Genomic DNA, 20115 nt, shown 5'->3' on the forward strand with positions numbered 1-20115 from the left:
TCCGGTATAGTCGGCCGATGAACAGATGATGGATTGATTTATGAAGCAGTTTCTTGATTTCCTCCCGCTAATTGTCTTTTTCGCTTTTTACAAGCTGTACGACATTTACGTCGCTTCCGGCGCGTTAATTGTCGCCACCGCGCTGGCGCTGGTGTTCACCTGGGTGAAATACCGCAAGATCGAGAAGATGACGCTGATCACCTTCCTGATGGTGCTGGTGTTCGGCACCCTGACGCTGGTGTTCCACAACGATTTGTTCATCAAATGGAAGGTCACGGTGATTTACGCGCTGTTCGCGCTGGCGCTGCTGATCAGCCAATGGGTGCTCAAAAAACCGCTGGTTCAGCGCATGCTGGGCAAAGAGTTGACGCTGCCGGACAAAGTGTGGAGCAACCTCAACCTGGCCTGGGCGGTCTTCTTCCTGGCCTGCGGCCTGGCGAACATCTATGTCGCCTTCTGGCTGCCGCAAAGCGTCTGGGTCAATTTCAAAGTCTTTGGCCTGACGGTACTGACGCTGGTCTTCACCCTCCTCAGCGGTATCTATATTTACCGGCACATGCCGGAAGAACAGAAAAAATAGTTACAAAATTGTTAATGCCTGCGGCGCTTGCCGCGGGCAGTATGATGTTATTCCCTCCTTTTAAAAGCAGACTGCTATGACACAACAACGACCTTTACCCAGCGGCGAGCTGGTGCTGCGCACGCTGGCGATGCCGGCCGATACCAATGCCAACGGTGATATCTTCGGCGGCTGGCTGATGTCGCAAATGGATATCGGCGGCGCCATCCAGGCCAAAGAGATCGCCGAAGGGCGCGTGGTGACGGTGCGCGTAGACGGCATGACCTTCCTGAAACCGGTGGCGGTAGGCGACGTGGTTTGCTGCTATGCGCACTGTATCCGCACCGGGCGCAGCTCGATCACCATCAATATCGAAGTGTGGGTAAAGAAAGTTTCTTCCGCCCCGATCGGCCAGCGTTACCGGGCGACCGAAGCGGTGTTCACCTATGTGGCGGTCGATGCGGAAGGCAACTCACGCGCGCTGCCCGAGGGCAAAATGAACTTCCGCGTCGGCTTCGAAGAATAAACTGACGCTACATCGCAAATGCAAAAAGGGTCGCCGAGGCGACCCTTTCTTTTTGGTGTGACCGAACTCAGTTCAATTCGGTGGTGCCATTCAGCTTGAAGCGGATAGTGACGGTGCGATCTTTCGCTTCTTTGGCTTCATAGCGCCATTTACGCATCGCCTGCTTCACTTCACGCTCGAACATATTGCGCGGTTCGGCCGACAAGATACGCACGTTGCTGACGCGCCCGTCGCTGTCGATATCGAACTGTACCCGCACGTTGCCTTCGATCTGCAAAGCCTGAGCCCGCGGTGGATAGAGCGGATTGGCGCGGCTGATCGGCCTTGGCCCGACCTCGCGCGAGTTGCCCTGCACCGGCGCGGCAGGCGCCTGTTTCACCGGCGCTTTGTCGATCGGCTTGGCCGGCGAATCGTTGTTGAACGGCGACGGTTCGCGCGGCTCGACTTTTTTCGGCTCCGGTTTGACCTGTTTTTCGACCTTCGGCTTCGGCTTAGGTTTTGGTTTCGGCTTGACCGGCTCCGGCTTCACGATCGCCTTTGGCGGCGGCTCCACGATAGGTTCCGGTTCTGGCTCCGGCTCAGGTTCGACCTGCGGCGGTTCCGGCTCGGCCGGCGCCGGCGGTGGCGGTTCGGCCATCGCGGCGGTGTTGACCATCATGACGCTGATCGGCGCGTCCTCTGGCTTCGGCAGCTCCACCACTTCTTTTACCGAAGCGTAAAGCAATCCCGCCACCAGGGCGCTGTGCAGGCCTACGGATAAGACGAAAGGCACGGATATACGGCGATTAAGGAACATCTTTTTTAGCGGCATAATGATTCTGTTTCCTCTGGTTCGCCAAGTTTAAATGCAAATAGCAATCATATTCAATAACGAAAGGCAAACTATCGCTTTAATCGTCAGTATGCGCGGCTAAAACCAGCAAACTCATAAGGATATTAACCTGGCCGTTGCTTTTTTACCGCCGGAGCGACACGCTTCATTAACGTTTGGCCAGGCGTCAAAAAGTAAAAAACCCGCCGGAGCGGGTTAATTGTGGTGAGTCAGCGTTATTCTTCATCGCCATAGTAAAGCACGCCCAGCTTGATCAGCGGCCGCCCTTGCGCCTTACGGTGCAGGTTGGTGTCGCGCAGCGAATAGACGCAGCCGCAGTATTCCTGCTGATAGAAGCGTTCGCGCTTGCTGATCTCTATCATGCGCGACGAACCGCCCTTCTTGCGCCAGTTGTAATCCCAGTACACCAGATCGGGATACTTTTCCGCCGCGCGGATGCCGCAGTCGGTGATCTGCTGCATGTTCTTCCAACGCGAGATGCCCAGCGAGCTGGAGATAGTGTCGTAACCATGCTCATGCGCATACAGCGCCGTGCGCTCGAAACGCATGTCAAAACACATGGTGCAACGAATGCCGCGCTCCGGCTCATTCTCCATCCCCTTGGCGCGGGCGAACCAGTTGTCGGTGTCGTAATCGGCATCGATAATCGGCACTCCGTGCTGCTCGGCGAAACGGATGTTCTCTTCCTTGCGCAGCAGATACTCTTTTTGCGGGTGAATGTTGGGGTTATAGAAGAAAATGGCATACTCGATCCCGGAGGCCTGAATCGCTTCCATCACCTCGCCGGAACAGGGCGCGCAGCATGAATGCAGCAGCAGTTTGTTTTTGCCCGACGGCAAATCGAGTTTTTCCCTTACCAGTTCCGTCATGTCCTCACCTCAATGGCATATCAGTTTAAGCGCGCCGCACTATACGAATAAAAAGTAGCGGCTTCAAGGCATAAGCGCCAATCCGCGGGGAAATTCGCCCGATGCCGTTCCCCTGCCGCGCCTTTTGCGCTACCTTGGTAGCACCGTTTTATAGCCATGATTTTAAAGGTGAAACATGCTTTATCTGATCTACGCGCAAGACGTCCCCAACTCGCTGGAAAACCGTCTGGCGGTGCGCCCGGCGCACCTGGCGCGCCTGCAGGCGCTGCGCGACGCCGGCCGCCTGGTGGTCGCCGGCCCTAACCCGGCCATCGACAGCAACGATCCCGGCGCCGCCGGCTTTACCGGTTCGACGGTGATCGCCGAATTCGCCTCGCTGGCGGAAGCCCAGGCCTGGGCGCAGCAGGATCCGTACGTCGCCGCCGGCGTCTATGCCGACGTGACGGTGAAACCGTTCAAACAGGTGTTCTGATCTCCAGCCCTCCGAATACCGGGAACGCCCGTTTGCGCGCCGTTCCCGGGTCAATGAGTGCTCTTGCCTAACCCGTCGGTAGAAAAAATGCCCTCCTTCCGGGGGCTGCCGCGCCGCCCGCCTATACTCTCCTGAACCAGCGGCATCGCCGCGAACTTCGGAGATCGACCGATGCGACTCGACGTACACGCTCACCTGTGGAGCACAGAGTATCTGGATCTTTTGCAAGCGCATGGCGTAAACGAAGTCGCCGCCTATCGGCAATTGGGCGCCGGCCGCAGCGAGCGCGAACTCGACGCGCGCTTTGCCCTGCTGGACAGCGCCGGCATCGACCTGCAAATCCTGTCCGCGACGCCGCTGTCGCCGCATCTGGAAGACGAGCAGGCGGCCGTTGATGCCGCGCGCCGGATCAATGATGAATATGCGGAGCTGGTAGCGCGTTATCCCACCCGTTTTCGGGCTATTGCTTCCTTTCCGCTGCCCCATATCGACGCTGCGTTACGCGAGCTTGACAGAGCCCTTACCCAGCTTGGCATGTTGGGCGCCTGCATCACCACCTCGGTGCTCGGGCTGTCTATCGCCAATCCTCTGTTCGAGCCGCTCTATCAGGAACTCAATCGCCGCCGCAGCGTGCTGGCCATTCATCCCGCCGGCCGCGGCGCGCACTCGCCGCTCATCGCCGATTACGCTTTAACCTGGTCGATCGGCGCACCGATCGAAGACACGGTCGCGGCCATGCACTTTATCCTCAACGGCATCCCCCAACGCTTTCCGGAGATGAAAATCATTGTGCCGCATCTGGGCGGCCTGCTGCCGATGACGCTGGAACGCCTCGACCAAACCGTCGTGTGGGAAGCGCCGAATACGCCGGAACCCCCGAGCCGAGCCGCCCTGCGCATGTGGTACGACACGGTAGGCCACGATCAGGTGCCCGCGTTGCAAGCGGCGGCAGCGACGTTCGGCGCAGAGCGGCTGTTGTTCGGCACCGATTTCCCGTTCCAGCCGGGCGAACTGTTTCAAACCACGGTGGACTACATCCGGCGCGCGGGATTGCCGGAGGAAGACGTGAACGCCATTTTGGATCGCAATGCGGCTGCGCTGTTTGGGCTGGGTGCGGACTGAAGATCCGTCCTCATTCAGTAACGGGTAGGAGACTCCATTCCGGCCCCGGATTTCGGTTAGCTCAAGTGGGCTTTATGCGGTCATTTAACGCTGTGCTTCACGCAGGCCAGCGACAGCCGCGCATAACGCTGCGTCCACAATGTCGCACACCCCTCGTAATTACGGGATGTGCGACATGTCGTGAACCGGTCAATGTTGGGAAACTGCGTCAGACCTGTCGCAGGTAAACATCCGTAATGCGCAAATCAAAGTTGCTTTTCATTTCGGTGACGTCAATAAGCAAGAAAGCGTGCGTAGCCCAGTCCGGCGCTCGCTCGAAGGCAGGAGGCTGCGTAGGATAACCCTGCATTTGACCTGGGATGATAACGCTCTTCAGATCAGATTCATTGCCGCTAAATTGATAGGTGTAGACGTGACCGGTTTGCTGCTTGAGAATTTGGGGTTCAACGTCTTGTTGCGGACCATATTCACGCAGCTTCGCCCATAGGATTTTGACCTGGCAGCGTTGCCCATCACCCGCGTAAGTGTTGGCGCGAACATGGTGAATAACGCTGCCGTAACCTTTCAGGCGGATGGTTCCCAGCACCGCCTGGAACACACCATTACCAGCGGCCGCGTTGCGCCCCAATGAAACGAAATCGGCCTGGCGAATAAGGCTGAAATTGGTGCTGTTAGTCGTACCCCACCCGTAGCGAGATTTGCGTACCGTATTAACGCCTCCCGGCGGCAGAACCCAAACTTCCTCAGTCCATTTGTCGCTACCGTTGCTATACGTCGTGCCATCCAGCCAATTGTCCTGTACGGCGGTATCGGTTCGCACCTGAGTTAACAGATAAGGCCAGGAGATAGGCAATTGCGTATTACGCAAAGAGACAGAGCCCGTGCCATCAATCCAACCACTGACGTTGGTGTCACCACCTTGTTGCATCTGACCGATATTGACCTTATCAAAGACCACTCGCGCCAAATCACCCACATAGAATGGGTTAGAGGTTGTCGGATAGGCCGTTGGGCTACCGCCTGCTTTGAAGGTAAACAGACCGCCGATAATGTTGACCTTGCAACGTTTGGCATCCGGGATGTTCAGGATGTAATTTTGTGGGCCATAGCCTTCAACGTGACAATCGCGGAAAATATGTTGCCCCCCCTCGATATGCATATACTTTCCGACATGGCTGGTTGAGGTTTGCGGCCCATTCTTACCGTAAATATAATCAAAAGAACAGTTTAAGAAATAGCTGTAGCCCCCCTGTAATTTCACACCGCAATTGCTCTGAGCGAAAATGCAGCTGTGGAAATTCATCTCTTCACCGGAATTGGAAGTATTGTCGGGGAAGTAATAGCAAATGTCGCAGTGATTGAAACTAAAGCCATACATGCGCAGGAAGTAGAAATCAGTAGTGCCGGTTATGCCATAAGCAAAACCTTCGATCCCACCGCCGATAAAGGTCAGCGAATTACGACCATAGCTAGCCGAGAGCGAAGTAGAAAACGTCATGCCATCGACAAATGAATTGGCGCCAGGGCCAATCATACGCAAATTTTTCACGCTGAGATTGCCTTGGGTATAACCGGCGTTGTTTTGCCATTGAATCGCGACTTTACGGTCGGTGGCGTTGCCCTGTGTCATGGCGCTAAAATCCAGCAAGGCGCCGGAGAAATCGTAATCGACGGTTTTCAAATCCAGCTTCAGCGTTTCCGTACATTTAAATTGCCCGCTTCCGAACTGCAGATTCCCGTTTTTCAATACGCGTGAGCCGCTGGATACAGCCTGCGAACTGGCATAATCGTGAGCGGCTTGAATGGCAGGGGCATCCTCTGAAATACCGTCACCTTTCGCACCGAACATATAAGGCGACACCGTGCCGGCAACGTCCAGGACGCGCACCCACAACCAAGCGGCGTTGGGGCGGATGAACATCCCGCCATCATCCATCGGTGTCGATTGCGCTTTGGCGACGAAGATACCGCCGCCGAGGGGCTGACGATTGCTGGCATTCCAATCGCCGTAGTATGCGGTCACGGCGATCAATTCGCCGACTGCGCCAGGAAGAGTGTTTCGTAACGTAGCGATATCAGGGCAGGTATTCATCATATTATCCTCATAGAGTTACTGTATTTATATACAGCCATATAACTCTATGAACGAATGAACCGCGCATCAATAGCGGGAGTGTTGTTCTATTGCCCACCGAACATACCGGTCAATTGGATGTAACGCCTCCTTCCGCTCCTTTTATCCCCCCTATACAAAACCAGAGAAATGCCGTTACGCGACGAGTTCTCCCCACACCACCACCTTGCCCGGCTTGATCTCGGGGTCGGCAATACGACAGAGCGCCAGATTCAACGCTTGCCAGGCGATCTCTTGCAAATCGTGTGGCACGCACGAGAAATGAAAACCGTAGATCTCGGCATGTGAAACCTCATCGATGCTGAACAGCGCCACGTCCTGCATCAACGGCAGACGATGTTCGATGCAGGCCTTGATAGGGTCCAGGGAGATCTGGTTATTGCAGCCAACGAAAAAGTCCGGGGCGCGGTGATTGGCCAGCCAACGGCTCGTCTCTTACCAGGCGACATCCATAAAGAAACTGCTGTTCGGCACCGATTTTCCGTTCCAGCCAGGCAACTGTTTCAAACCACGGTGAACTACATCCGGCGGGCGGGTTTGCCGGCGGAAGACGTAAACGCCATTTTGGTTCGCAATGCGGCTGCTCTGTTTGGGCTGCAGGATGTGAAGCGGCCCACATAAGTTTGGCCACGTTTACTGCACGATATGTTCACCCTCCTGAAAATACTCACCGATGACGCTTTCCAGCATCGCCACCGCCGGTTGGCTGGCGGCCGTGGCAGAACGGAGCAGTTGCACTTCATGTGGTGCGACCGACGGCAATTCGTCGAGTATCCGCATCGCCGCCGAAACCCGTGCGCGGTCAAGCAGCGTGACGGCCAATCCCGCCTCGATGGCAGCCGCCACCACGCTGGCCGACGGGCTGCTCACAACCACCCGCCAGTGCCTTCCCGCCCTGGTCAATGCATCGATCATAGCCTCACGATAAGGGCAATCGGCGGCATGCAACGCCAGCGGCAGTGGCCGGTTAGCCTGCAGCGCCAGCGAACGGCCTCCGGCCCACACTGGCGCAGTCACCGCGAGCGGTGTCTGGCACTGTTTCCCCGAAGGTTGAACCACCAGCGCGAGATGCAGCCGATTACGGCCAACTTGTTCCGCCAGCGCCTGACTGGCAGCGGTAGAGACCTCCAACTCCACCGCGGGAAAACTGTCGGCAAAACGCGGCAAAATATGGCGTATCACATGAGAAGCGTACTCATCAGGCAAGCCCAATTTGATATGACCGCTTAGCGGCGCGCCCTGCAGTTCCCGCAGAATATTGTCATGGGCGCTCAGCAGCCCGAGCGTCGAGGCCAGCAGCTTGTTTCCCAATGGCGTCAACGCCACGGACTGATTGTCACGCTCCAGCAGGCGGCCGCCCGCCACCTGTTCCAGGCGCCGGATATGCACGCTCACGGCGGCGGGGCTGCGATTGACAAATGCCGCCGCCGCGCGAAATTGCCCCAAACGCGCAATAGCGTGAAAAGTGCGTAAGAGATCGATATCCAATGTCGGCCGCATGATTTAACCTCATTAAACAACTGGGCGAAAATTATTCGATTTATTAAATTATAGCCACTCACTACCATCGGGCGGAAAGGAGGTGACCATCATGTCCCTGGCACCATTTCGCCCCTCTTCCCGCTGCGGCAAACATCGCGGCAGAGCCGCCCTCTGGCTGGCTGCGGCCGAGATCCTGCTGATCGTGGCCTGGAGCTCCGGCTTCGTCGGCATCCGCTTCGCCGCCGATTACGCGCCGGTGTTGCTGGTGGCGTTCTGGCGCTGCGTGGTGGTCGCGTTCGTGTTGCTGCCGCTTAGTCTGCGCGCCATCAGGCGCGCATCTCCGCTGACAATAGCTGTTCACGCCGGGATTGGGTTGCTCGCCATGACCGGTTACCTGACCGGCGTCAGCAAAGGCATCGAATATGGCGTGCCGGCCGGGTTGGCCGCGCTCATCGCCGATTTGCTCCCGCTCGGCACCGCGCTGCTGAGCATGCTGTTGCAACGCCGCTTGCCCGATGGCCGCGTTTGGTCCGGGTTAGCCTTGGGGGTTAGCGGGGTAACGCTGGCGACCGGCAGCGCCATCTCATGGGGAGACGCCCCATTGTGGAGCTACCTGTTGCCGCTGGCGGGGATGCTGTCGCTGGCGCTGGCAACGCTGTGGCAGGAACGGCTGCCGCGAACGCAAGCAATGAGTTTGCCAGCCGCGCTGGGGGTACAAAGCGCGGTTTCCGCGCTGGCTTTCGCCGCCATGGCCGGCGCGGAAGGCCCGCTGCTGCCAACGGTAACGACGGGGTTTGTGATCGGCGTGCTTTGGACCGCGCTACTGGCGACCCTGGCCGGCTACGGTCTGTACTGGTTTTGTCTAAGGCGCACTTCTGCGCTGCGCGTGACGAGCCTGCTGTTTCTCAGTCCCTTCGTCACCTTCTGCTGGGCAGGGTTAATGTTCAATGAACCTCTTTCCTGGCCCATGTTGCTAGGCGCGGCGGCGGCAGGAAGCGGTTTGTGGCTGCTCATCCGTCCCGCCGGGCGTGATGAGCCCAAAACAGCGCAACACGCTGAAAAATGACGGATAAGCGAATGGCGGCGCCGTTACGCGACGAGTTTCCCCCGTACCACCACCTTGCCCGGCTTGATCTCGGGGTCGGCAATGCGACGGATCGCCAGATTCAACGCTTGCCAGGCGATCTCTTGCAAGTCGTGTGACACGCACGGGAAATGAAAACCGTAGATCTCGGCATGTGAAACCTCATCGATGCTGAACAACGACACGTCCTGCATCAACGGCAGCCGATGTTCGATGCAGGCTTTGATAATGCCCAGGGAGATCTGGTTATTGCAGCCAACGAAAAAGTCCGGGGCGCGGTTATTGGCCAGCCAACGGCTCGTCTCTTGCCAGGCGACATCCATAAAGAAATCGGCATACAGCACTTCAAACGACGCCACTTTCCCTTGCAGCGCCGCCTGCAGCCCTGTAACCCTGTCCCGTGCAACGTTGGAGTTCTCCGGCCCGGACACCACCACCACCCGCTGCGCTTTCTGTTCCAGAAGCCAGCGGCCCGCCTGAAGGCCGCAGTCCAAGTTATCGATATACACTCCGCTGCAGTGGCGATTGTCCAGCTCACGGTCGATCAATACCACCGGGATATTCAATGTTTCCAACCGCTTTAGATAGGAAGGCTGGTACAGATGATCGTTGGAAATGACCGAGAGAATGATCGCATCGACGTTGTAGCCAATCAGTTTGTCAATGATTCTGTCTTCGCTTTCCTGTGACTCATAGGAATCGAACACCAGAGTGTCATATCCCATTTTTTGCGCTTCAAGCGTCATCAACCGCGTCAGGCCGCCAAAGAACGGGTTGGCCATATCAGGGTTGACGATGCCGATAGTTCTGCTGCTTTTCGCCCGCAGATTGCGCGCCGCAGCATTGACCACATAACCGAGTTCGGCAGCGGTCTCCCGAATGCGGCGCAGCGTTTCCGGATGAACCTTGTCCGGCTGTGAAAATGCCCGCGACGCGGTGATTTTACTGACGTTTGCCTGTGCGGCCACGCTAGCCAGCGTCGCTTTCCGTCCTCGCCCCACCGCCAAATGCAGCTCCTTAGCTTAAGGTTATCATTTTGTACCATTAACAACATCATGACAGAACTTTCATCGTCGCGCTAATGGTTTACGCCTGCCAGGCGGTTAATCCGGGGATCGGTAAAGATATCCAGCTCGTCACGGCTCTCGGAAGAAAACTCGGACACCACCGCGCCCCGCTTCCCCGCCTGAAACCAGTGCCGGGTATTGGGCGCGATGGTGTATTGTTCGCCAGGCCGCAAGAGGATATAGCGATTGCAGGTGTACCAAGGCTCCGCGCCCTCCGGCACCCGGCATACCGGTTCGCCGCCGGCATCATTAAGCGTCAGGTTTTCGTCATCGACAAACAGAAACACCTCGCCCCAACGGCAACGGAACGTCTCTTGTTTGCCGGGCGTGCCGGCGAAAGGAGGATGCAAATGCTCTGGGCAAGTCTGCTCAGGAAACAGCACCAACTCTTTCGCACAATACCGAGGTGAGTTGACATAGGTCAGCAGCTGCAGCCCTGAGACGGGATAGTCAGCCAAGCCAAACGTCGCAATTTCAATACGTTGCTGCTCTTCTTCGGTCAGAACAATGTCCGCCTCGCGCAAGTATTCCAGCGTAGCGGCTATGGCACGTTGTTGTTTGCTCATCATTTCCCCTGCAAAGTAACGGTATCGATATCAGCATACTGATATTAAAACCGTCATTGCATCGCCGATTTTGTGATCTTCATCCCCATATTGAATAACAACCCACCAGCAAAATTAACTCCCGTCGAGTAATTCCAACATCGATCACAGTTTAACCCCCCGCTTTAGCCCACTATCGCCGCATTGAAATGATATCGTTACCATAAAAATGATTCACCAGGAGGCAATATGAAAGCATTAGTGTTGGCCAAAGCGGGGGAAATCGCTATCGAGGACGTCCAGCTTGCCGAAACGCTGGGGCCCGATGATGTGCAGATAAAAATTCATTCCGTGGGCATCTGCGGCAGTGATGTGCACTATTACCAACATGGCCGCATTGGCCCGTTCGTGGTTAACGCCCCGATGGTGCTCGGCCATGAGGCCTCCGGCGTAGTGCTCGCGACAGGTAAAAACGTCACTCACCTCAGCATCGGCGATCGCGTTTGCATGGAGCCCGGCATTCCGGATCTCAACTCGGCCCAGACGCGCGCCGGCATTTACAACCTTGATCCGGCCGTGCGCTTCTGGGCGACGCCGCCGGTGCACGGCTGCCTGCGCGAAACCGTCATCCACCCCGCCGCCTTCACGTTCAAATTGCCGGACAACGTCAGTTTCGCTGAGGGCGCCATGGTGGAACCCTTAGCCATCGGCATGCAAGCGGCCACCAAAGCCGGGATCAAACCCGGCGATATCGCGCTGGTGATCGGCGCCGGGCCGATCGGCGTGGTCACCGCCCTCGCGGCGCTGGCGGGCGGCTGCTCGGACGTCATTATCTGCGACCTGTTTGACGAAAAACTCGCCGTGGCGGCCAGTTATGAGGGGCTGCACGCCGTCAATATCAAAACCGGCGACCTGGCGGGGAAAGTGGCCGCACTCACCAGCGGCAATGGCGCCGATGTCGTGTTTGAATGCAGCGGCGCCAAACCGGCCATCGCTACGCTGGCCGAACATGCGGCGCCAGGAGCGACCGCCGTGCTGGTCGGCATGCCGATCGATGCCGCGCCGATGGATATCGTCGCCGCGCAGGCCAAGGAAATCACCTTCAAGACCATTTTCCGCTACGCCAACATGTACCCGCGCACGCTGCGGCTGTTGAGCAGCGGCAAATTGCGCGTCCAGCCGTTGATAAGCCAAACCTACAAGTTCTCCGACAGCGTGGCCGCCTTCGAGCGCGCGGCGGCGGGACATGCCTCGGACATCAAAATCATGCTGGAAATGGAGTGATCCTATGGCGCTCTATGCTGGCATAGACTGCGGTACGCAAGGCACGAAAGTCGTGATTGTCGACAGCACACAGGGCGTGATCCTCGGTGAGGGCAACGCCCCTCACCGTCTCATCAGCCAAGCCAATGGCCGGCGCGAACAGGAGGCCGACTGGTGGATTGAGGCGCTGGTCATCGCTTTTCGCCAAGCCGTGACTAACGCCGGCGTTGATGCACGGGAGATTCATGCTCTGGGGGTCTCTGGCCAACAACATGGGTTTGTGCCGCTGGACGCAGACGGCAACGTGCTGCACAGCGTCAAGCTGTGGTGCGATACCGAAACCGCAGAGGAAAACGAACGGCTCCTGCAGCAGCTCGGCGGGGCCAACGGCTCGCTGGAAACACTCGGCCTGCGGATCGCCACCGGTTATACCGCGTCAAAAATCCTTTGGTTCAAGACACACCATCCGGCGCTCTGGGCAAAACTGCACACCGTGTTGTTGCCCCATGACTACTTGAATTTCTGGCTGACCGGGGAGCGCGTAGCGGAATATGGCGACGCTTCCGGCACCGGATTGTTCGATGTGCGCACCCGTCGTTGGAGCAAATCCGCGGTCGATCTCATCGACGACAGCGGCCGCCTGTGGCAGGCCCTGCCGCCGCTCAAAAGCGCGGAATGCTGCATCGGCACGGTGCGCTCCGCCGCCGCGGAAAAACTCGGCCTCGGCCCAACGGTGCGGGTATCGACCGGCGGCGGCGACAACATGATGGCGGCCATCGGTTCCGGCAACATCGAGGCCGGCACCCTCACCCTGAGCCTGGGCACCTCCGGCACGCTATTCGCCTGGTCTGCCGCCCCCGTCACGGCGGAATCGGACATGATTGCCGGCTTCTGCTCCAGCACCAATGGGTGGCTGCCATTGATTTGCACCATGAATGTCACCTCGGCCACCACTGCAGTACAAACGCTGCTGGACGAAGACCTTGCCGGCTTTAACGGTTTATTGGCGCAGGCCTCGCCCGGCGCAGGCGGTGTCGAGATGCTGCCGTTCTTCAATGGCGAACGCGTTCCGCCGTTGCCCCACGCGCGCGCCAGTCTGCATAACCTCGATAGCGACAATTTTACCCGCGCCAATCTCTGCCTGGCGGTGGTCGAAAGCGCCACCTATGGCCTGCGCTATGGCATCGAGCTGTTTCGCCGTCAGGGCATTGAAGCTCGCGAGATCCGCCTCACCGGCGGCGGCGCCCGCAGCGCCGCCTGGCGACAAATCGTCGCGGACGTGATGGGGTGCCCGGTAGTCTGTCTGAAAGCCAAAGAGACCGCCGCGCTGGGCGGCGCCATTCAGGCGATGTGGGCGACGACGTTGGCCGACGATCCGCAGCGGAACGCCGGCGCGTTGCTGGCCGAACTGTGCCGGCGTTTCGTTGCGCTGGATGAGACCACGCGCGCACGGCCGCATGCCGGCAGACAGGCGCAATACGAGACGCTTTATCAACGGTACCTGCAACGCTTGCAGCAGACCTATCCGGAGGTGCAACTGTGACGCGAGATCCCCAGACGCAAGCGCCCGCCTACCTGCTGGAGGTCAGCGGCGTCAGGAAAGCTTTTGGCCCGGTCGTGGCCCTCAAGAATGCGGAGTTTTGCCTGCGGCGTGGCTCCATCCATGCCCTGTGCGGCGGCAACGGCGCGGGTAAATCCACCTTTCTCAGCATTCTGATGGGCTTTATTCAACCCGATGGCGGCGACATTTTTATCAATGGCCAACGCTGTGAATTTCATCATCCCCGGGAAGCCCTCAACGCCGGCATCGCCATCGTGCAGCAGGAGCTGAGCGCGATCCCGGATCTGACGGTGGCCGAAAACATTTGGCTGGGCCGCGAGCCGAGACGCCTGGGGTTCGTCGACTTCGCGACGCTCAACCAGCGCACCACCAGCCTGCTCAAAGAACTCGATTTCAAGATCGACGCCCGAGAAAAAATGCGCAACCTGAGCGTCGCCGAGCAGCAACTGGTCGAGATCGCCAAAGCGCTGTCGCATGCCAATGCCGACATCATCATCATGGATGAACCCACCTCGGCGATTGGCGAGGAGGATGCGCAAAAAATCTTTCAGACGCTTCAGCAACTGGCGGCGAAAGGTAAAGGCATTATTTACGTCTCTCACCGTTTGTCAGAGATATTCCAAATCGCGGACAGCTACACCATTTTCCGCGACGGCGCCTATATCCATGAAGGCTATATCGCTGACATTACCCGTGAGCAGCTGATCGAACACATTATCGGCGGCGAGTACGACAGCGAGTTCGCCAAATTCAACCAGCCCGGCGAAGAGGTCTTGCTGGAGGTCAACGGCCTGTGTTGGCGCAGCAAGATAAAGGATATCAGCCTGCAACTGAAGCACGGTGAGATCCTGGGCATCTACGGCCTGGTGGGATCGGGCCGCAGCGAGTTTCTCGATCTTATCTTCGGCATTCAGCATGCAGACAGCGGCACGATCCGCTTGGGCGACAAGACGCTTAACCGCCATTCCCCGCGAGAGGCCATCGACAGCGGCATTGCCTACGTGACGGAAGATCGCAAGGAAACCGGCCTGGTGCTGTGCCGTTCCGTCAGTGAAAACATCAATATCGCCTCTTTTGCCGGCATCAGCCGAATGGGGTTCGTCAGCGAAAAACGGGAGCAAGCGCGAACCCGCGACATGATCCAGCGCTTCAACGTTAAAACCCACGATGGCGAACAGCCCGTGGGCAACCTGAGCGGCGGCAATCAGCAAAAAGTGGTGCTGGGCCGCTGGGCGCTGCTGGATCCGGAGGTGTTGTTGCTCGACGAGCCGACGCGCGGCATCGACGTCGGCGCCAAGAAAGAGATCTACCGATTTATGTCGGAGTTCGCCTTGCAAAACAAGGGGATCATCATGGTTTCCTCCGAGCTTTCGGAAATTATCGGCATGAGCGATCGCATATTGGTATTTCGTGACGGGCAGTTGGCCGGCGAGCTTTCGGCGGCCGATGCGAGCCAGGCAGCACTGATGAAACTTGCGGTTTAACAGAGAGAGAAAAAAAATGAGCAGCGCCCACTCCTTATCACCAGGAATTTCATTTTTCACCCGCAATAAACGCCGTATGCACAAATACGGCATTATCATCGCCTTTTTCGCGCTGTGCCTGATCGTGGCGCTGATTGGCGAATATCAGGTCGCCCAGGGGGCCTGGAGCAGCAATTATTTTCTCAGCAATGAAAACACCCTGATCGTCCTGCGCCAGGTCTCGATCAACGGTATTCTGGCGATCGGCATGACCTTCGTCATCATTACGGCCGGCGTCGATCTCTCCGTGGGCTCGGTGCTGGCGTTAAGCGGGATCGTCGCAGCCCGTTTCGCCACCAACAACAGCGGATTGGCTATCGGCGACACCGCGACCGCCGTCATGGCGCCGCTGATCGTGGCGCTGGGCATCGGCATCGTCTGCGGCCTGGTGAACGGCACCGTGTTGGCTCGTTACCGGTTGCAGCCGTTTATCGTCACCATGGGCATGCTCTCCGCGGCGCGCGGGTTAACCATGTTGACCACCAACGGCAATCCGGTATCGCAATTGAACAGCGATTTCCGCTGGTTAGGCAATGGCTATGTCGGCGGCGTTCCGGTGCCCGTCATCATCTTCATCGTGCTGTTCGCCCTCGCCTGGCTGGTGCTGAATAAAACCCTCTTCGGGCGTTACATCTACGCCGTCGGCGGCAACCCGAAAAGCGCGCGTACCTCGGGGATTAACGTCACCCGCATCAAAATACTGGTGTATACGCTGTGCGGCGCGCTGGCCGGCATCGCCGGCCTGATCCTTACGGCGCGCACCGGTTCGGCGCAGACCAACGCTGGCGCAGGGTATGAGCTGGACGCCATCGCGGCGGTGGTGATCGGCGGCACCAGCATGGCCGGCGGCGTCGGTACGCTGGTCGGCACTTTCTTCGGCGTGCTGATTATCGGGGTGATGAATAACGGCCTCGATCTGCTCGGCGTGCAATCGTATTACCAACAAATTATCAAAGGCGCATTGATCGTTCTTGCCGTATTGCTCGACCCATCGCGTAAGCAACAGCGCGATTAATAACATCAGACCCAACTCTACCAGGAGAAAACCATGAATAAGACCAAGATAGCGTTGTTTGCCTCTGCCATGATGCTCGGTAGCCTGTCGGCGGCTCAGGCCGCCCCGGTAAAAATCGCGGTATTGATGTACGGCAACAAAGCCGAGTTCGTGCAATTGATGGAAAGGTTCGGCAAGGAACACCCGGCGGTGAAAAGCGGCGAAGCCGTACTGACTTTCTACGATGGGCGTTATGATGCATCGGTGCAAAACGATCAGGCCGCCACCGCTATCCAGACGCGCGCCGATGCCATTATCGTCAACCCGATGGATTTTGAGGCCAATATCGATATCGTCACCAATGCCAACGAAGCCAAAATCCCGGTGGTGGTCACCAACGCGCGCCTGAACACGGACGCGATGACGTCTGAAGTGGTGTCTAATGACGAGTTGGGCGGGTATCTGGAAGCCAAAGCCGTCCTGGACAAACTCGACTGCAAGAACCGGAAGGTGAACGTGGTGATTATCGAAGGCCCGAAAGGCGGCAGCGGCGAGATCCAGCGCGGCAAAGGCAATGATAAAGCGATTGCCGAGTGCGGCGCCGGCCAGGTCACGGTACTTGAGCGCAAAACGGCCAACTGGTCACGCGCGGAAGCGCAGCCGCTGATGGAAAACTGGCTGCAGAAACACCGGGGTAAAATCAACGGCGTGATTGGCCAGAACGACGAGATGGCGCTGGGCGCTATCGAAGCGATCAAAGGCGCCGGCCTGAATGTGAAGGACTTCGCGATTGCCGGCGTTGACGGCGTCTCTGACGCGATTCATGCGGTGCAGGCCGGTGAAATGGTCTCTATTCTGCAAGATGCCAAAGGCCAGATGCAGGGTTCCATCGACGTCGCGCTGCGCGCCGTGAAAGGTGAAAGCTATCAACCGCAGTCGGACATCTGGAAGCAGTACGCCAAGGATCTGAAATGGGAGGGCGGCACGCAGAAGCATTACTACATTCCGTGGACCGTCGTTACCGCAGAGAACGCCCAATCGCTGTTGGACGCCCGTAAATAATTCCCCCGCCCCCTGCCTTCAGGGGGCCCCGCAGGGGCGCTTGCCTGCGAACAAAAAAAAGCCAGCACGGAGTGGCTGGCTAAAAAGTTCTTCGAGGGAATATCTTATGCGATAAACATACGCCTTTCACTGCGGGCTTTACTAGCTATCAGTGCGATAGGCACCCTCAGTTAAAATCAACGCCTGCATATCGGTGAACATCGTTTCCCATTCCGCCTGATCGATATCCATCAAACCAAAGTAACGCAGCATAAAGGCGCCTTCGGTGGCGAGAAACGCCAGGCGCGCGCGCTTGCCTCCTTCCGTCGTCAAATCCAAACCGGCGATGCGGCTGCGATACCATTCGCGCGTGCTCGCCAGATGCTCCGGCGTTTGAATCAGCGTCGCCATCAGCCCGGCAGCCTTGGCGCTGGCGGTCTGATCCGAGCTTTGCGTCGCCAGCATATGCGCGCGCACGCCGGTCTGCGGCGAAGGATCGTCACCGGCGATAGCGGCGAACAGCGTCTCGTAGGCACTGCCCCAGCGATCGAACATGGCGTCAATCAGGGCGTCTTTGCTGCCGAAACAGTACTGCACCCCGCCCTTGGAGATCCCCATCGCTTTGGCGACGGCGTCGATGGTCAAGCCGGCGGCGCCCTGGGTGGCGACGATCTCTTCGGCGGTGTCCAAAACCTTGTCGCGATCGATGCTGCGTTGACGTCCCATTAAGAAACCCTTCTTTTCAATACGAACGTATGGATATATATTATCGCCAGTATACCACCCGGCATCGCCGGAGGGTTACCACAATGGCGGCGCCTTCGCGCCGCCCACGTTAACTGGATTATGACTTATGTACGCCAAGAACCGCTGGTTAATCCTGACAATGGTCGCCAGCGCCCTGTTCCTGATCGTCATCGATATGACGGTGTTATATACCGCCCTGCCGCGTTTAACCCAGGCGCTGGATGCCAGCGCCTCGCAAAAACTCTGGATCGTCAACGCCTACCCATTGGTGGTGGCCGGTCTGTTGCCTGGCGCCGGCATGCTGAGCGATCGCATCGGCCATAAACGGCTGTTTCTCGCCGGGCTGCCGGTGTTTGCCGTCGCGTCGCTGTGCGCCGCTTTCTCGCCTACCGCCGAGTGGCTGATCGCCGCGCGGGTATTCCTCGCCGTTGGCGCGGCAATGATGATGCCCGCCACGCTGTCCATCGTACGCCACGTCTTTACCGACGAACGCGAACGCGCGCTGGCGATCGGCATCTGGGCGTCGGTGGCCTCCGGCGGCGCGGCCATCGGCCCGGTGGTCGGCGGCCTGCTGTTGGAGTATTTCTGGTGGGGCTCGGTGTTCCTGATCAATGTGCCGGTGGTGTTGCTGGTCTGGCCGCTGGCATGGAAACTGATCCCGCGCTGCGGCGGCGATAACCCGCGCCCCGCCGATATCATCGGCTCGGTGCAGATCATGATAGGCCTGGTCGGCGCTATCTATGCGCTGAAGGAATTGAGCAAGCCGGCGCCTGACGTCAGCGCCTTGCTCGCAGCGGCCCTGATCGGCATCCTGTTCCTGGCGCTGTTCGTGCGTCGTCAGCAGCGCAGCGCCTACCCGATGATCGATTTCTCCCTGTTCCGCAACCGGTTGTTCGCCGGCGGCATCGGCGTGGCATTGCTGTCGATGGTGGCGCTGATCGGCGTCGAGCTGGTGCTCAGCCAACGCTTGCAACTGGTGCTCGGCCTCAGTCCGCTGCAGGCAGCGCTGTTCATCTTGCCGATCCCGCTGGCCTCGGCGCTGGCGGGGCCAATGGCCGGTTTGCTGCTGCCGCGCTACGGTGAGCGCAGCATCATTCTCGGCGGTTTCGCCCTGACCGCCTTCGGCATCGCCGGCCTCGCCCTGTTCTATCAGAGCGGCATAGCGCCGCAGCTGGCGAGCCTGGCGTTGGTGGGCTTCGGCCTCGGCGGCGTGATCACCGCCGCTTCCACCGCCATCATGTTGAACGCGCCGGAGGAGAAATCCGGCATGGCGGCATCTATCGAAGACGTCTCCTACGAGCTGGGCGGCGTGCTGGGCGTGACGTTGCTCGGCGGGCTGATGACGGCGGTCTACAGTCACAGCCTGGCGCTGCCGGCGGCGCTGCCGGTCAGCGATTTAGCCTACGACAGCATCGACGAAGCGTTGCGCCTGGCGGCAGGAATGGCGGCCGATCGCGCGCAGCAGTTGACGCAGCTGGCGCGTCTGGCCTTTGATCGCGCCTTTATTTCGGTACTGATCGCCGCCGCGCTGTTAATGGCGCTGGGCGCAGGTGTGGTAAAACTGGCGCTGCGCAAGTAACCGAGAAAAGCGACTTTTTTCGCCCGCGGAACCTGCGTAAACTGATTCGGCAATTTGCTCGACGGATTTATCGTCATCGGTTTGAGCGATGGCAATAATGCCTGTTATCGTATTTAACCCTGCGATAAATCCGGTTACTGTAACAGCTATGGAAATTGATTCTGTCTACTATCGGAACAAATAATCAGGAGAAGATTATTATGGCAACGGCAAAGAAAGCAGCGAAAACCCATATCGGCCTTGACAGTAAACAATCAGCAAAACTCGCCGAAGCGTTGAATGCGCTGTTGGCAAACTATCAGGTGCTGTATATGAACGTGCGCGGCTATCATTGGAACATTACCGGCCCGCAGTTCTTTGAACTGCACGCGAAATTCGAAGAGACATATAACGATCTGCTGACCAAGGTGGATGAGCTGGCGGAACGTATTCTGACGTTGGGCTCGCAGCCGCGTCACGCTTTCAGCGATTATCTGAAAACCGCCGACATCAAGGAACACACCAACGTGACCGATGATAAGGGTACGCTGCGCGGCCTGTTGGAAGGGTATTCAATCTTGCTGCAACAGCAGCGTGAGCTGCTGACGGTGGCGGCAGACGCCGGCGACGAAGGCACCGCGTCGTTGATGAGCGATTACATCAAAGAGCAGGAAAAACAGGTCTGGATGCTCAACGCCTATTTGGGCAAATAACTCAGACGCCATAACAAAACAGT

At 58.2% G+C, this 20115-nt stretch carries 19 protein-coding genes and 1 pseudogene; 12 read left to right on the top strand and 8 right to left on the bottom strand.

Annotation, left to right across the window (positions count from 1 at the left end):
* Positions 1-40: 40 nt before the first annotated feature.
* A complete protein-coding gene (locus J0F90_RS13420) occupies positions 41-580 on the top strand; it encodes a septation protein A (protein WP_033640129.1) in 540 nt (179 codons plus the stop codon).
* Positions 581-656: 76 nt separating this feature from the next.
* Positions 657-1085 carry an acyl-CoA thioester hydrolase YciA gene (gene yciA, locus J0F90_RS13425; protein ID WP_004932085.1) on the top strand — a complete coding sequence of 143 codons (429 nt, stop codon included), beginning with the start codon at positions 657-659 and terminating at the stop codon, positions 1083-1085.
* 67 nt (positions 1086-1152) lie between these two features.
* On the opposite strand, the gene tonB is transcribed toward yciA, so the two are convergent.
* Together tonB and J0F90_RS13435 are read right to left on the bottom strand one after the other, a co-directional pair.
* Positions 1153-1896 (bottom strand): TonB system transport protein TonB, encoded by a 744-nt coding sequence (gene tonB, locus J0F90_RS13430; protein WP_016927510.1) that lies wholly within the window; start codon positions 1894-1896, stop codon positions 1153-1155.
* 236 nt (positions 1897-2132) lie between these two features.
* Positions 2133-2786: an epoxyqueuosine reductase QueH gene (locus J0F90_RS13435; protein ID WP_033640128.1), complete on the bottom strand. Its 654-nt coding sequence runs from the start codon at positions 2784-2786 to the stop codon at positions 2133-2135.
* A gap of 175 nt (positions 2787-2961) precedes the next feature.
* Between J0F90_RS13435 and J0F90_RS13440 the strand changes: the two genes are divergently transcribed.
* Both J0F90_RS13440 and J0F90_RS13445 read left to right on the top strand, forming a co-directional pair.
* Positions 2962-3258, top strand: coding sequence for a YciI family protein (locus J0F90_RS13440; protein WP_016927508.1), 297 nt, complete (start codon positions 2962-2964; stop codon positions 3256-3258).
* 171 nt (positions 3259-3429) lie between these two features.
* Positions 3430-4380, top strand: coding sequence for an amidohydrolase family protein (locus J0F90_RS13445; protein WP_033640127.1), 951 nt, complete (start codon positions 3430-3432; stop codon positions 4378-4380).
* A 208-nt stretch (positions 4381-4588) separates the two neighbouring features.
* Here J0F90_RS13445 and J0F90_RS13450 read toward each other — a convergent pair whose 3' ends face one another.
* The 3 genes and pseudogenes from J0F90_RS13450 to J0F90_RS13465 form a co-directional block, all read right to left on the bottom strand.
* Positions 4589-6475 carry a hypothetical protein gene (locus J0F90_RS13450; RefSeq protein ID WP_080286916.1) on the bottom strand — a complete coding sequence of 629 codons (1887 nt, stop codon included), beginning with the start codon at positions 6473-6475 and terminating at the stop codon, positions 4589-4591.
* 174 nt (positions 6476-6649) lie between these two features.
* A pseudogene (locus tag J0F90_RS24835) lies at positions 6650-6979 on the bottom strand (substrate-binding domain-containing protein); the annotation flags it as partial.
* 168 nt (positions 6980-7147) lie between these two features.
* On the bottom strand, positions 7148-8014 hold the full coding sequence (locus J0F90_RS13465) for a LysR substrate-binding domain-containing protein (RefSeq protein WP_033640124.1): 867 nt from the start codon (positions 8012-8014) through the stop codon (positions 7148-7150).
* Between the two features lie 91 nt (positions 8015-8105).
* Between J0F90_RS13465 and J0F90_RS13470 the strand changes: the two genes are divergently transcribed.
* Positions 8106-9062: a DMT family transporter gene (locus J0F90_RS13470; protein WP_033640123.1), complete on the top strand. Its 957-nt coding sequence runs from the start codon at positions 8106-8108 to the stop codon at positions 9060-9062.
* Between the two features lie 23 nt (positions 9063-9085).
* On the opposite strand, the gene J0F90_RS13475 is transcribed toward J0F90_RS13470, so the two are convergent.
* Both J0F90_RS13475 and J0F90_RS13480 read right to left on the bottom strand, forming a co-directional pair.
* On the bottom strand, positions 9086-10087 hold the full coding sequence (locus J0F90_RS13475) for a LacI family DNA-binding transcriptional regulator (RefSeq protein WP_028127466.1): 1002 nt from the start codon (positions 10085-10087) through the stop codon (positions 9086-9088).
* A gap of 71 nt (positions 10088-10158) precedes the next feature.
* Complete coding sequence (locus J0F90_RS13480) at positions 10159-10713, bottom strand: D-lyxose/D-mannose family sugar isomerase (protein WP_028127467.1); 555 nt, start codon at positions 10711-10713, stop codon at positions 10159-10161.
* A gap of 228 nt (positions 10714-10941) precedes the next feature.
* Between J0F90_RS13480 and J0F90_RS13485 the strand changes: the two genes are divergently transcribed.
* The 5 genes from J0F90_RS13485 (at position 10942) to J0F90_RS13505 (ending at position 17095) form a co-directional block, all read left to right on the top strand.
* Positions 10942-11976: an NAD(P)-dependent alcohol dehydrogenase gene (locus J0F90_RS13485; RefSeq protein ID WP_004932112.1), complete on the top strand. Its 1035-nt coding sequence runs from the start codon at positions 10942-10944 to the stop codon at positions 11974-11976.
* A 4-nt stretch (positions 11977-11980) separates the two neighbouring features.
* The gene (xylB, locus tag J0F90_RS13490; protein WP_033640122.1) at positions 11981-13498 is read left to right on the top strand and encodes a xylulokinase; all 1518 of its coding nucleotides are present in this window, start codon (positions 11981-11983) and stop codon (positions 13496-13498) included.
* Entirely contained in the window at positions 13495-15000 is a 1506-nt protein-coding gene (locus J0F90_RS13495) for a sugar ABC transporter ATP-binding protein (protein WP_016927502.1), read from the top strand. The genes xylB and J0F90_RS13495 overlap by 4 nt, the downstream gene beginning before the upstream one ends.
* 76 nt (positions 15001-15076) lie before the next feature.
* Complete coding sequence (locus J0F90_RS13500) at positions 15077-16054, top strand: ABC transporter permease (protein WP_016927501.1); 978 nt, start codon at positions 15077-15079, stop codon at positions 16052-16054.
* Between the two features lie 33 nt (positions 16055-16087).
* On the top strand, positions 16088-17095 hold the full coding sequence (locus J0F90_RS13505; protein ID WP_033640121.1) for a substrate-binding domain-containing protein: 1008 nt from the start codon (positions 16088-16090) through the stop codon (positions 17093-17095).
* A 141-nt stretch (positions 17096-17236) separates the two neighbouring features.
* Here the strand turns inward: J0F90_RS13505 and J0F90_RS13510 are convergent, their stop codons facing one another.
* On the bottom strand, positions 17237-17800 hold the full coding sequence (locus tag J0F90_RS13510; protein ID WP_016927499.1) for a TetR/AcrR family transcriptional regulator: 564 nt from the start codon (positions 17798-17800) through the stop codon (positions 17237-17239).
* 127 nt (positions 17801-17927) lie between these two features.
* Between J0F90_RS13510 and smfY the strand changes: the two genes are divergently transcribed.
* Positions 17928-19400, top strand: a complete 1473-nt coding sequence (gene smfY / locus J0F90_RS13515) for a multidrug efflux MFS transporter SmfY (RefSeq protein ID WP_033640120.1) — start codon at positions 17928-17930, stop codon at positions 19398-19400.
* A gap of 200 nt (positions 19401-19600) precedes the next feature.
* Positions 19601-20092: a Dps family protein gene (locus J0F90_RS13520; protein ID WP_004932132.1), complete on the top strand. Its 492-nt coding sequence runs from the start codon at positions 19601-19603 to the stop codon at positions 20090-20092.
* The last annotated feature ends 23 nt before the right edge of the window (positions 20093-20115 follow it).

The sequence above is a fragment of the Serratia marcescens subsp. marcescens ATCC 13880 genome (assembly GCF_017299535.1).
Taxonomy (GTDB): Bacteria; Pseudomonadota; Gammaproteobacteria; order Enterobacterales; family Enterobacteriaceae; genus Serratia; species Serratia marcescens.